Source organism: Rhizobium sp. CCGE531, from assembly GCF_003627795.1.
In the GTDB taxonomy this organism is placed as follows: domain Bacteria; phylum Pseudomonadota; class Alphaproteobacteria; order Rhizobiales; family Rhizobiaceae; genus Rhizobium.
In genome coordinates this window covers 97,154-110,281 of the sequence record NZ_CP032684.1, presented here as the reverse complement: position 1 = coordinate 110,281, position 13,128 = coordinate 97,154, and the positions used below count along the sequence as shown (strand labels likewise).

Genomic DNA, 13,128 nt, shown 5'->3' with positions numbered 1-13,128 from the left:
GCCCCGATTTTTGCAAAGATTCGCTCAGTGAGTCTTCATGTTCCGCCAAACTGCAGGCGTGGAGCCCGTCTCGCGTGCAAAGACCTTTGTAAAATGGCTTTGATCGGTGAATCCGCATTCTTTCGCAATATCCTTGAGCGAGAGCGCAGACATAGGTAGAAGATCTTTGGCGCGATCGATCCGGATCTTCATAAGCCATTGATAGGGCGTTATCCCAGTTGCCCTACGGAATTCCCGGATAAAATGATTGGGCGATAGCCCTGCAGCCGATGAAATCTCGACTACGCTCAGTTCGCGCCCGAGATTTTCAATCATATATTCTTTCGCTGCCTTCTCCTGCCCCATCGATAAAGAGCTGGGCGAAACGCCGTTGCGCATTAACCTGTCGCAGTAGTCGTGAAGCAAGTGAGCACAGATTGCGAGCGCCATGGATTTCAGGAGCGCTGGGGGGACGAGCCTGCTTGCATCGAATAACGGCACGAGAGCCGTTGCCAAATTTGATAGAACCTCGTCGGGATGTCGTCTCTTGCAGATGAGCTTGCTGATTCTCGTGAAAGTCGAAATCTTCGCAACTTCCAGAAGAAGCTCCTTGGGCAGGACGAATGCGAGAGCGTGGAGATCGCTATGCAATTCAAGGGCCGCGCCGTCGAAAAGATCGATGAGACATATTAATCCCCGTCGATAGGAATTGACAGCGGTGCGGGTGCCGTATGTACCGACGTCGGCGTGGAGCGCATCTTCGAGGTATATCAGAAGCAGATAAGCATCCGAGGCCGGTATCCTTACCTCCTGAAGCTGCCCATCACCCAGTGCTTTTGTTAGCTTCGTCGCATAAAAGACAGCCGATTCCACCGGCACCACCTCCAGAGCCGCGGCCTCCGGGACGCCGAAACAACTCCTTATGCTCGCTCCACTGAAATGTTCAGAGCTCAACCGTCTCTCCCGTCCAAGTCTTTGGTAAATCAGCCAAGATGCCCTCCTCTAGGCTAGAAGATACTGGAACGGATGTATTCGACAACCGCCAATAACAACAACATCCGCCGCGCCCGGTCACCGGGATTGCCCTTTCGACGTGGCTTCTTTTTCCGCGACGGTTTCGAGCGAATGTTGGCATCAGACCCTTTTTCCACTGACCTGAAGCTCCAAACCTTAGGTTCACGTGCTCGCACGACGCAACCGCAAAGCCGAGATTCGAGAACTGAAAAGAGACTTCGGAAAAGGTCCGGGAGAGTGCGGTCGATAAGCCAACCTTCAAACTGCGCGTCAAAAAGAGCGCCACTTTTGAACGAAAGGCTCGTCCTTTGATGCATAGCTCCGTCTTGTAAATTCCACCTATGGTGCGGCTGAAATCGCTGTGATAGCGTCCGAATAATTCAAAAAACCTCAGTTCTTGCAACGGAGTTAGACGGATGCCAATCTTGACGGTCCGCGACGACACGCGTCTATATTACAAGGACTGGGGCAGCGGTCCGGTGGTTTTTTTCGCTCCGCACGGTCTGTTGTTCACGCACAAGGACAGGCTGAACCGAGACCTGCTTGGTTTCTTGCAGCAATGAGTATCGAAGCGTCACGCGGCTTGACTGGCGATGGCAGCCTCTTCCACTTCATGCCGATGGGCATCGTTCGCCTTTCGGCCAAAGATGCATGGAAGGTCATCGCGAACCTCCGCTCGGCCGCGAAAGGCAGTGGCGCATTCGAACTCAGTCAGGATGTCAGCTGCGCGCTCGGCAATGCTTGTCTCATAGCGGAAGCCAATCCTAGTGCCTGCGCTCTGCTTCAGGTCAACGATCCGGCGGCGATAGTGATGCAGCCGATTGCATCGGTTCTCCCGAAAGATGCGCTTAAACACTTTACAGAGGGCCTCTATCAACTGTTTCGAGGTCAAGACGCGATTGCCTATGACGGCAGCGTGACGATCGCCGGTGGGGGTGAGCATCAGGTCGCTTTCAATCTTTGGCAGGCCAAGCGCGACATTACACCAAACGACATTTTTCTCAGCTTCTCGAGCCTTCGTGAGAGGATATCGCTCGAGCAGACGAAGGATGGCCTGCAAAGCGACCTGGCGCGCTCGGCCCGTATCTCGCTGCTGGGAGAGATGACCGCCTCGATCGCGCATGAGGTCAATCAGCCGCTCGGAACCATCGTCGCGAGCGCCGAGGCCGGCTTGCGCTGGCTGTCCAAGGAAGAGCCTGATATCAGCGAGGCCAAACTCCTGCTCGAACGCATCGCCAAGAACGGCAAGCGCGCAGCCGACGTCATCACAACGATGCGGGCCATGGCCAGCAACAAGAAGTCGGAGCGCCTCCCGACCGACATCAATTCGGTCATCGAGGAAACGATCCTTCTCCTGCGAACCGATTTCGCCAAACGTCAGATCACCCTGCGCCTCGATCTCTCGCCCACACTTCCACTGGTGAGGGCTGACAAGACGCAGATCCTGCAGGTGATTGTCAATCTCGCCCTCAACGCCGCGCAAGCTATGTCGGATGGACAAGCCTGGGACAGAACCTTGTCCATCCGCACCCGGCAGCGCGACACCGACGTCATGGTTGACGTCGAAGACAGCGGACCGGGGATCGATCCTCATGTTCGCGAGCGACTTTTCGAGAGCTTTTTCTCGACCAAGGAAACCGGCATCGGCATGGGTCTTGCCATTTGCCGTTCGATCATAGAAGCGCATGAGAGCCGGATCGAGCTCCAGTCGACGCCCCACCTGGGGGCACGTTTCAGCTTTGGCCTTCCCGTGGAGCAGACGCACGCCAATGGATAGAACGCGCAGGCGGCATTGCCGAGACCAGCCTGCGTCTCAACTTGGTTTGGATATGAATAGGACACCAATTGTGCACGTCATCGATGATGACCACGACTTGCTTCTTTCGCTCGACAGCTTGCTTCGATCGGTCGGCTTGAAAACCGTGCTGCATGAAACGGTTCCGAATTTCTCGGTCTTCACGGACTTGAACGGTCCGTGCTGCGCCCTCGTGGACGTCCGTCTTCCCGGCTTCAGCGGTCTCGATTTCCAGGACCAGCTCTTGAAAAGTGAGAAGTACATCCCCTTGATCTTCATGACCGGTTTTGGAGATATCCCGATGACGGTCCGCGCCATGAAGGCGGGTGCCATCGACTTCCTTCCGAAGCCCTTTCGAGATCAGGATATGCTGGACGCTGTGTCACGAGCACTGGAAATTGACCGGCAGCGACGGTCAAAGGTTTCCGAGGTCTCATCACTGAAGGCTCGCTACGAGGAGCTCAGTTCGCGCGAGAAGGAAGTGATGGCGCTGGTTGCGACAGGGCTGATGAACAAGCAGATCGCCGGGCGACTGTCGCTGAGCGAGGTTACGGTCAAGATCCATCGCGGTTCGGCGATGCGCAAGATGGATGCTCGCACGCTGGCCAACCTCATCAAGATGGCCGAAACACTTAGGCTGAACGAAGCCTAATCTGCCTCATTCCGTTATCACGCCGATTTCCATCAGGCTTGATGCAAGCTCTTCGAAACCGAACGGCTTGGTGACGAAGCCCCGCGCACCGCAGCCATAGGCCTTTTCCTCCAGATCTGACGCGCCGCGCCCGGTCATCAGGATGATCGGCAGCTCCTCCGCCTTGTGTCGGAGAATGTCGATAAGTTCCAGGCCATCCACCTTCGGCATATTGATGTCGCTGATGACGCAGGCGAAGTCCGGGAGGTTCGCCCGGTTGACCAACAATTCGGCGGAACTGAAACATTCCACCTCGCACCCGAGTGAGCGAACGAGGCTGCCCAGCGCCGCCAAGAACTCGGCGTCATCATCGACAATCCCTATAAGGGCGATTGGCGGCATCTCAGCTTCTTTCATACGCACCGATCTAAGATGCTTTCCGACTGAGCATAACTGTATATCCATATCCTTCAATCGTTGCGCAGCGCTTTGCTAACGTCTTTCGCTTCTGAAGTCGTCCGGACGCAAAGCGAAGGTCCCCTAAATTGGCCATTCGTCCTCGCGCAAGACCTGTATCAGAGCTGCGCCTTGGCGGCGTCATTCCGTCAGGCGGCGACGGCCCGGCTTTCGGGGCTTGCCATGTATCGACGCCAGGCGCTCGGGGTCGTCCCGGTCACACGCCGGAAAATCCGCGAAAGATGAGCTTGGTCCGCCAGCCCGCAATCGAGCGCGATCTCGCAGAGCGGGGCGTCACTGTTCAGCATGCGATACTTCGCAAATTCCACCCTGCGTTCGACGACATAGTTATGGGGAGAAATGCCGAAGGTCACCTTGAACGCGGCGGAAAAGTAGCTGGTGCTGAGCTTTGCGACCTGGGCGAGCTCGTCGAGCGCAATCGGAAGGGAAATCCGATCTTCAATGTAGTTCTTCACGCGATTGATCTGCCAGGGAGCAAGGCCGCCAGCCGAATTGCGCGGGCGCTCGGCGGCTTCGACTGAGATCGAGAACGGCTTTAGCAAGCTGGAAGCCTGCTTTATGAGATCGATGGCGATCGTCTCGTCCTTTTCGACACAGCGGATCGCGCAAAGAAGAAGGGAGGACACCTCCTCCGCGGTTTCCATCGCGATGTTCTTGAAAGTGATGGGAGAGGCGTTGTGGGCGAAAACGGCAGCGGTGGCGGACATCGTTTATCTCCAATGTGACCTTTTAAACTTTCGATAAGGTCATCTTGGAGCGGGTGCGCTGATCACGAAATCGTACACTGATCCGGTTCCGGCACACGTGCGTACTATCGGATCATACCAAGGTATTACCGGCGCGAAACGAATGGATCATGGCTCCCCCGCCGGGCGTCCGCGGGCGTTGGAGCCGACCCTATTTCCGGTGCTATTCGTTAGCGACATCGACCTCGGGGCGGTCGCCTGCTTCGACATGCTCCCGATGCCACGAGCCGTCCTCGGTTTGGAAAAGGATCTCGGCATCATGGCCTTCAAGCTGCTGCCGGCGAGCTGCGCGATGGGCCGCGGCGCGTGCTGCCGCGTGGCTCGGATAGGGCTCCGACCAGACATCGTTCAGTCGATAAGCCCAGCCACCGTCATGCTGGCCAATGTGATATGTCAGGTGCATCGATGCGCTTCCTTTTTCATGGTCATCTCTTTTCCAGAGTATCAGTCTGCCCGGAAGCAGGGGCAGTCGCGACAAGCTCTTGTCGAACGACCCGCATGCCTCCGGTGTTCTGAAGCCATTGTAGGGGAAAGCCGGTCTATCCGTATTGTCGGTTTCTCCGTTCCGTGGACGTTTCACCTGCCGATCGCGCCAAATGGAGTGGCGGTATGCGAAGGCGTCACTATGAACAAACGACTGCGGCTATTAACCGAGTTGCTACTGTCAATCGTCACCTTGACCGTGGTGGTGGCGTCCCCCTGCCCGAAGCCTGCGGACAAGCATCCGCCAGGCCGACCGGACGCCGTCCGCGATGCGAGGATAGGCCGAAGGAGCGATGCCGATGGGGCCAATCGCAATGCCATCAGCACATCCTAAAGGGCTGACGCACCCAGCCGGCGCCCATAATCAGCGACAGACTTTCCGACAGGCAGCCGCTCCTGCTCATAACGGGCGAGCGCTTCGGAGAGGTCTTCAGAGGCCAGCAGCGCTTCTCTCAGCGCAAGCGCGTCCCCCGCCGCCTTCGACACCCCCATCGCCGTGTGCGGCCGGACGACAAAGGCAGCGTCACCGATCAAGGCCGTATGCGCAGATACGATTTTTGCCGCTTCAAAATCGAAGATCCCCTGGATGGAAGGCTGGGGCTCGGCTTCGATCGCCTTGACGAATGGGGGCGGCAGCATCGCGACGGCATCAGCACGAAGCCTCTGTAGCCGCTCCTCCGACAATGCGCCTCGCGGCAATGAATAGTCGAATGACCGGCCATCGGCGGCGGTGAACAGCGTCTGCAGTTCGCCCGCGGCAACGGGACGATACCAGACCCAATTATACCGGCGCTCGCCGAGCCCCGTTTCACCGTTCGGGCCGGGAACCAGATAACCGAGGACATGAATCCCGCTCGTCACGTAAAAAGCGAAGCGATCCCGCAGGATCGCTGCTTCCTGCGGCAATGCCGTCTCCGGAATAAGACCGCGCCAGGCCACATAGCCGGCGAAGCGGTTCGACGCATCCGCGTCAAGCAGAGGGCGAACGACCGAGCCGAGGCCGTCCGCGCCGATGACAAGATCGGCGTCTTCTCGCCGGCCATCGGCGAACAGGAGCTGAGCGCCTTCGGAGCCTTCGACCACTCCGACAACGGGTTGCCCGATCACATAGCTTTCGGCTGCCATATGGGACGCGACGGTCGAATAGAGGAAGTCCCAGGAAATCTGCATCTGCGGCGTCCGGACTGTCTCGGCGACGCTTCCATCCCGGTTGAAGTAGATCCGCTCCTTGGCGACCACGCCGACGCGGGCGACATGCTCGCAACCGATGGCGCGCAGGATCCTGAAAAGATCATGCTGTCCGACAAGGCCTGCTCCCCGTCCGGCCAGGCCGGACGAAGAGCGTTCGTAGATTTTCACATCATGGCCGTCGCGCTGGAGGAGAATGCCGGCAAAGAGGCCTGCAAGCGATCCCCCGACGATCCGAATACGCAGCCGTTTCATAACGATCTCCTATCAAGTTCTGGCAGCCACGGTCGAACGGGCACGATGTTCGACCGCACGAATGGCCAAGGCGGCTACCGCAAGCAGGGCGCCGAGGGCACTGACGCCGATCCAGCCGCCATACTCCCAGGCCGCAGTCGCCAGTGCCGCGCCGATCGCACCACCGAGGAACATCGAGGTCATGAAGATGGTATTCAGTCGGCTGCGGGCATCGGCATCGAGCGCATAGACGATATGCTGGTTAGACACGAGCGCACTTTGGATGCCGAAGTCGAGGATGACGACGCCGATCACCAGAGCGGCGAGCGAGGCCCACAGACCGAAGATGACCCAGGCGACCAGCGTCAGCAAAGCACCCATCCAGACGACGAAGTGCGGTCCACGGCGATCTGCGATCTTGCCGGCAAGCGGCGCGGCAAAGATGCCAGCCGCGCCGACGATCCCGAAGAGGCCGGCGACATCCGCGCCAAGGTTGAAGCGCGGCGTCTGCAGGTAGAGCGCCAGGATCGTCCAGAAAGCCGTGAACGAGCCGAAGAGCGAGGCCTGCATCAGTGCGGCCGTCCGAAGCGCGCGTTCCCGCTTCCACAGATGGGCAAGCGACTTGATGGCATTGTGATAGGCCATGCGCGAGGTCGGGCGATGATGAGGCAGAGCGAAATACATCAGGACTGCCGCGGCAAGCGCCAGGGGCACGCCGATCCAGAACATCTCGCGCCATCCCGCATGCTCGCCGACGAAGCCGGACAGCGTCCTGCTGAACAGGATCCCGGATAGCACACCCGCCATCACGGTACCGATCGTCGAGCCGCGCCTCTCGGGAGAGGCGAGCGAAGCGGCAAAGGGAACGATCTGTTGCGCAACCGTGGAACTGGCACCGACGACGAGCGAGGCCAGCACGAGCGACCAGGCCGACGGAGCGATGGCCGCCAGCGCAAGCGCGACCGACAGAACGATGAACTGGCCGATGATCAGCTTGCGCCGATGGACGAGGTCCCCGAGCGGAAGCAGAAAGAAAAGGCCGAGTGCATAGCCGAGTTGCGTGGCCGTCGGGATAAAGCCAGTGATCGGCTGGTGCTGGAATTCATTCTCGATGATCCCGAGCATCGGCTGATTGTAATAGATATTCGCCACGGCGATGCCACTGGCCGCCGCCATGGCAAATAGGGCCGGCCTCGAAAGCTCTTTCGACACCACCGGCCGGTGATGATTTAACGTGTCCATAATCCTTGCCTTTCTGGCTGAAGAGATGAGCTGTTATCTAGCTTTTTATCTCAAAGCGTTTTAGCCATCTTGGACGATCGGCCTGTATAACGGATATCGATATAATGAACACGGATGATGTGTTGGTCTTCACCGCCGCGGTTTCGGCCGGAAGCCTTTCCGCCGCGGCGCGGCGTCTTGGCGTCACCCCCATGGTCGCAACACGCAGGCTCGCAGCGCTTGAGGCCGCAGTCGGCGTAAGGCTGCTCCATCGCACCACACGATCGCTTTCGCTCACGCCGGAAGGCGAGAGCTTCCTGCCTTTCGCGCAGGCGCTCGTCGATAACGAGGCGGCTGCCATGGCGCTCTTGCATTCCGGCACCGAGAGCGCCGCCGGCCTGCTGCGCCTATCCGTGCCGATCTCGTTCGGCCTGAAATTCATCATGCCGATGGTGCCGAAGCTGCTGGAAGACAACCCCGATCTGAGAATCTCGGTCGACATGACCGACAGCCTGCCTGACCTTGTGGCGACCGGAACGGATCTCGCAATCCGGATTGCCCGGCTCAGGGACAGCAGCCTTATAGCCCGCAAGCTCGCGGACAATCCGCGGGTCGTCGTCGCTAGTCCGCGCTATCTCGCCCGTCGCGGCACGCCATCGTCTCTCGACGAACTCGCCGATCACGACTGCCTGTCGCTCGCCGGCGCCACCCACTGGACATTTCGCGAGCATGGCGCTGAGCGGCACGCCAGACTGAATGGACGCTTCTCCTGCAGCAGCATCGCAGGCTGCTATACGGCATGCCTCGGTGGGGCCGGCATCGCCATGCTGTCGACCTGGTACGCGGCAGACGACATCAAAGCTGGCCGCTTGGTGCCGATCGATTTTCAGGGCGCAGAACCCGAAGCGATCAACATCTGGGCCGTCTATCCGACGACGCGTCTCGTTCTTCCCAAAGTCCGTGTCTTCATCACCGCGTTTCGCGCCGCGCTAGCGGAGGCTGGCATCGAGGGAACTACAGAGTGACGATCGCCGCCCTCACCCGTTCCGAGGTCATCGGCATGTCGCGAAAGCGTATGCCGGTCGCATCCGCCAACGCATTGGCAAGGGCTGCCGAAGTCGGCCCCTGCCCGCATTCGGCGACACCAAGAAACGGTTGGCCGGGTTGCTCCTCGACAATGACGTCAATCTTCTCAGGGATATCGAGGAAGCGCAGGATCGGGTACGCGCTCCAATCGAAGCTGGTGCGGAGCGTTTCGTCGTTGGTGACTTCCTCGCGCGTGCACCAACTGAGCGACTGAATGATCGCACCCTCGATCTGGTTCTGAACGCCATTGGGACTGACGACCTCGCCGCAATCGGCGGCGGCCTGGACGCGGTGGACGGTGATCCGTCCGGTATTCTGGTCGACGCTGATCTCCAGGCAGACAGCACAATAGGCGCCGAGGTTCTTGTATCGGGCGAAGGCCATGCCGAAGCCGTGGAAGGGACCTCTCTTTTGACGCTTGCGCCAGCCAAACGCATCGGTCGCTGTTTGCATGACCTGGCGCGCGCGGGCATCGGCCATGTGGTTCAGCCGAAGATCGAGTGGATCGACATTGCCGGCAAGCGCCAGCTCGTCGAACATGCTTTCGATCGAGAAGACGTTGAGATGGGCGCCGAGCGAACGCAGCGCCGAGACCCTGATCGGCATGTCCTTGATGAAGTGATAAAGGACATTCATGTTCGGCAGATCGTAGAGCGGATTGGAATTGCGGCTTCCGTCTCCTTCCGGCATCGGGATTTCCTTGCCTTCCGGCTGTGGAAAGCCAGGAAGGATCTGGTTGCCGATAAGAACGCCGCCAGCGCCGACCGGACGGTTGTTGTGTGGGTTGCTCCAGACATCGTATTTCCACGCCACGATACGGTTGGAGGCATCAAGACCAGCTTCGACCTCGGTGACCATGCCAGGACCGAGCGGCTCCCAGCCGAACTCCTGTTCTCGCATCCATTGCAACCGAACCGGCCGGCCGGGAACCGTCACGGCGATATAGGCAGCCTCGGCGGCGACGTCATCCGCGCCATTCTGACCGTAGCAGCCGGAACCCTCGACATGGATCGCACGGATTTTTTCGACGGGTCGGCCGAGCAGTTCGGCGGCGACGCGGCGCACGTCATAGGTCCCCTGGCTATGGGTCCAGATAGTCAGGAGATCGTTCTCGAGCAATGCGATCGCACAGGAGGGACCGATTGAGCCGTGACTGAGCCATCGGCGCGTATAGCGCGCCGACAGCGTTTTGACAGGCGCTGCGGCCGGATGGGCGACATCGAGAATAACGATGTCTCGAGCCGGCAGCGCCTTCAGCGTATCCGTGACGCTTCCGGTCGGAAACGGTGCTCCGGCGGGCTCGTAGTCGGATGCCTGGAGCTTGCGCATCAGTTTGACCGCGTCCCATTCCCTCTCGGCGACGATGGCCGCGAAATCACCGTTCTGCACGAACTTGACCACCTTCGGCAGCGCCTCGATCTCGGAGGCGGGCGGCAGCTTCAGACGTGTCCTCTCGCTCGGGCCGCGCAGCAAACGGGCATGCAGCATGCCCGGCAGGCGCATATCGTGAAGGAAAGCCTGACCGCCGGTCGTCTTGGCGGGGATATCGAGCCGCGGCAAGTTCGTGCCCATTGTTCGAAACTCGGGCTTTTTGCGCAGTGGTGCGTTGGCGATCGCCTCGACATGCAGCGAGAGCGCGGCGGCTACCTCACCATAGGACACCGAGCGGCCATCCGGCACGGCAATTTTTCCATTTCCGGTCGTAGAGAGTTGCTCGGGCTCGACCCGCAACCGCTCGGCCGCCTCCTGCAGGAGCACCATCCGAACATTGGCCGCCGCGTTGCGGATCGCAGTGCCGCTGTCCTGCATCGAATGGCTTCCCGCCGTCAGCCCTTCGTCGGGCGTGCGCGCGGTATCGACCGTCACGAGCGTGACCGACGCCGGCGGAAGATCGAGTTCTTCCGCCGCGACCTGCAGCAATGCGGTCCTGATGCCCTGCCCGAGCTCGGCCTTGCCGGTGAAGACGGTGGCATGACCCTTTTCATCGAGCTGGATCCACGAGTCGAGATAGGGCCAGCTTTTCAGACTGCCCGGAAGGTCGGGAGCAACGATCGCAGGCCCTGCCCCTCCCTCGCCGCCGCCGGCAAGCTGGGCGAAGGCAGGACGCGTAAGTGCAAATGCGACGGCTATGCCGCTTGCGCTGAGGAAGGAGCGCCGGGTGAGACCGGTATTCGGAATGGCGTTCATTGCGCGCCTCCCGTCAGGGAAGCGGAGGAAAGCTCACGGCTCGCGCGATGCACCGCCCTCAATATTCGGGCATGGGTTCCGCAACGGCAGAGATTGGGTTGCATATGCACGCGGATCTCCTCCTCGGTCGGCGACGGATTACGATCGAGCAGCGCTTGGGCGCGCATGATCATGCCGGCGATGCAATAGCCGCATTGTGCGGCCTGCTCGTCCTGGAAGGCCTTCTGGACGACATTCGGCTTTTCGGCCGTACCCAGCCCCTCGATGGTGCGCACCTTCCTGCCCGCGAGCAGGCCGACCGGCGTCAGGCAGGAAAAGACCGGCTTCCCGTCGACATGCACGGTGCAGGCGCCGCATTGCCCGAGGCCGCATCCATACTTGGCGCCATTCAGCTCGAGATCGTCACGGAGCACGTAGAGAAGCGGTGTATCCGGATCCGCTTCCACCTCGTGGCCTTCGCCATTGACGTTGATCGAGATCGTCATTGCGCATTCTCCTTGCGTATGTCGCCGACCGTGGCCTCCAGGTTCGGCCATGCCGGCTTGTCGGTGAAGCGAGCGCGGGCATAGGCGAGCAGATCGGTTAGCTGGCGGTCGGTCATGCTGCTGGAAAAGGACGGCATGTAGGCGCCTTTTTCCCCTGGCGGCACGATCCCCTGCAGCAGCGTCTGCACGGCGTTCCTCGGATCGTCGGCCCTGAGGTCGGAGGCCGTCGAAAGAAGCGGCCGGCCAATAATGTTCATCGGCGCCCGCGGCGCGTGGCAGCCGGAGCAGGCGCCTTCAAAAAGAAGGTCGGCCTCGGGATGCGTGGCGGCAGCCGTGGATCTGTTATCGCTGGCGGTCTCGACGGCGGCGACCGAGGGAGACGCCTCCCGAGCTGGATGCATCTGGGAAGCTATGTAGACGGCGATCGCCCTGACGTCGGCATCGTTGAGGCGGGAGAGGCCTTCGGCAACAGGTCCCATCGGGCCGCCGGCCGCGCTGTGCCCGCGATCGGATCCCGTCTTGAGATAGGCAAAGAGTGAATCCGCATTCCAGCTCGCGGCGGAAGGGTTCGTCTCGTCGAGCGCGGGCGCATTCCAGCCCTCCGCGACGCCGCCGGCAAATTCGCGCCCCCTTTCCTCACCACCGGCGAGATTGCGCGGCGTATGACAGCCACCGCAATGGGCAAGTCCGTCCGCTAGATATTTGCCACGGTTCCACTCGGCGCTTTCGTTCGCCTGGGGCTCGAACGCCGTCTGCTGGAGGAAGAGCAGCTTCCAGCCGGCAAGCAGCGGTCGGAATCCAAGGCCCGGAAGCAGCTGGTTTTCGGGAGCCGGCTGCGAAACTGGCTGGCGGGTCATCAGAAACGCGTAGATGGCCTCGAGGTCGTCGTCGCTGACATGGGTAAAGTGCTCGTAGGGCAATGCCGGGTAGAGATGGCTTCCATCGCGGGCGACGCCCTGCCTCATGGCACGGCTGAATGCGGGAAGCGACCAGGCGCCGATGCCCGTCTTCTCGTCAGGGGTGATATTGTCCGAGAAGAGTGTGCCAAAAGGCGTCGGCAAAGCGCGCGCGCCGGCGAAAGGCGCGCCGTTCGGCGCGGTGTGACAGACGATGCAATCGCCGACGGTGGCGAGCTGCTCGCCCTTTGCGACGAGACCGCGATCGAAGCTCGAGGGGGATGGACGCGCGATTTCGGAAAGTGCCGGCTCATAGACGATCCAGGCGGCAATCCCGAGCCCGGTAACGATCAAAGCCGATACGAACGCGGCTCCGATTGCCAGATGTCGCTTCGAAAGGTTCATGTGGGGTGCTTCGCTGTTGCAAACGTTGCAATTATTTCGCGCATGGTCATGAAGCTCGTCTTGTCGCCACGGCTGCATTTTGGACAAATCGATTGTCCTTCAAAATCTTCGGCGGCTCGGGAGGACGCGGGCTGATCTTAAGGTCGGCCCCGCGAGGCTTGCCCTGGTCGCGATCTTACCCAACAATGAATTCCAACGAGGTTGAAATTGTCTACGCGGACTATGCATTGTTCACCATTGCTGAACGACAGAACGCCAAAATTCGTCGAAATCGCCAAGACGTAGTCCGGAAAATGGGCTA

12 protein-coding genes are annotated in these 13,128 nt (G+C 60.2%); 3 read left to right on the top strand and 9 right to left on the bottom strand.

The genetic code is table 11. The features are described 5' to 3' along the window. Positions 1–24: 24 nt before the first annotated feature. Complete coding sequence (locus CCGE531_RS00505) at positions 25–933, bottom strand: AraC family transcriptional regulator (protein WP_120662437.1); 909 nt, start codon at positions 931–933, stop codon at positions 25–27. 619 nt (positions 934–1,552) lie between these two features. Between CCGE531_RS00505 and CCGE531_RS00495 the strand changes: the two genes are divergently transcribed. Both CCGE531_RS00495 and CCGE531_RS00490 read left to right on the top strand, forming a co-directional pair. After that, on the top strand, positions 1,553–2,770 hold the full coding sequence (locus CCGE531_RS00495; protein ID WP_120662436.1) for an ATP-binding protein: 1,218 nt from the start codon (positions 1,553–1,555) through the stop codon (positions 2,768–2,770). A gap of 52 nt (positions 2,771–2,822) precedes the next feature. Continuing rightward, positions 2,823–3,440 (top strand): response regulator, encoded by a 618-nt coding sequence (locus CCGE531_RS00490; protein WP_120662435.1) that lies wholly within the window; start codon positions 2,823–2,825, stop codon positions 3,438–3,440. A gap of 6 nt (positions 3,441–3,446) precedes the next feature. Here CCGE531_RS00490 and CCGE531_RS00485 read toward each other — a convergent pair whose 3' ends face one another. From CCGE531_RS00485 to CCGE531_RS00465, 5 genes are all read right to left on the bottom strand, one after another. Continuing rightward, entirely contained in the window at positions 3,447–3,884 is a 438-nt protein-coding gene (locus CCGE531_RS00485; RefSeq protein ID WP_120662434.1) for a response regulator, read from the bottom strand. Between the two features lie 140 nt (positions 3,885–4,024). After that, positions 4,025–4,603 (bottom strand): AraC family transcriptional regulator, encoded by a 579-nt coding sequence (locus CCGE531_RS00480; protein ID WP_120662433.1) that lies wholly within the window; start codon positions 4,601–4,603, stop codon positions 4,025–4,027. 202 nt (positions 4,604–4,805) lie between these two features. Continuing rightward, on the bottom strand, positions 4,806–5,045 hold the full coding sequence (locus tag CCGE531_RS00475) for a DUF2188 domain-containing protein (protein ID WP_120662432.1): 240 nt from the start codon (positions 5,043–5,045) through the stop codon (positions 4,806–4,808). Positions 5,046–5,455: 410 nt separating this feature from the next. Further along, on the bottom strand, positions 5,456–6,568 hold the full coding sequence (locus CCGE531_RS00470) for an FAD-dependent monooxygenase (RefSeq protein WP_120662431.1): 1,113 nt from the start codon (positions 6,566–6,568) through the stop codon (positions 5,456–5,458). A gap of 12 nt (positions 6,569–6,580) precedes the next feature. Continuing rightward, entirely contained in the window at positions 6,581–7,789 is a 1,209-nt protein-coding gene (locus CCGE531_RS00465) for an MFS transporter (protein ID WP_120662430.1), read from the bottom strand. A 104-nt stretch (positions 7,790–7,893) separates the two neighbouring features. Between CCGE531_RS00465 and CCGE531_RS00460 the strand changes: the two genes are divergently transcribed. After that, the gene (locus CCGE531_RS00460) at positions 7,894–8,793 is read left to right on the top strand and encodes a LysR family transcriptional regulator (protein WP_120662429.1); all 900 of its coding nucleotides are present in this window, start codon (positions 7,894–7,896) and stop codon (positions 8,791–8,793) included. On the opposite strand, the gene CCGE531_RS00455 is transcribed toward CCGE531_RS00460, so the two are convergent. The 3 genes from CCGE531_RS00455 to CCGE531_RS00445 are packed head-to-tail and all read right to left on the bottom strand — an operon-like array spanning position 8,783 to position 12,827. Continuing rightward, positions 8,783–11,041 carry a molybdopterin cofactor-binding domain-containing protein gene (locus tag CCGE531_RS00455; protein ID WP_120662428.1) on the bottom strand — a complete coding sequence of 753 codons (2,259 nt, stop codon included), beginning with the start codon at positions 11,039–11,041 and terminating at the stop codon, positions 8,783–8,785. The two genes, CCGE531_RS00460 and CCGE531_RS00455, sit on opposite strands and share 11 nt — an antisense overlap. Next, positions 11,038–11,526 (bottom strand): (2Fe-2S)-binding protein, encoded by a 489-nt coding sequence (locus CCGE531_RS00450; RefSeq protein WP_120662427.1) that lies wholly within the window; start codon positions 11,524–11,526, stop codon positions 11,038–11,040. The genes CCGE531_RS00455 and CCGE531_RS00450 overlap by 4 nt, the downstream gene beginning before the upstream one ends. Beyond that, positions 11,523–12,827 (bottom strand): c-type cytochrome, encoded by a 1,305-nt coding sequence (locus CCGE531_RS00445; RefSeq protein ID WP_120662426.1) that lies wholly within the window; start codon positions 12,825–12,827, stop codon positions 11,523–11,525. The genes CCGE531_RS00450 and CCGE531_RS00445 overlap by 4 nt, the downstream gene beginning before the upstream one ends. Positions 12,828–13,128: the final 301 nt, after the last annotated feature.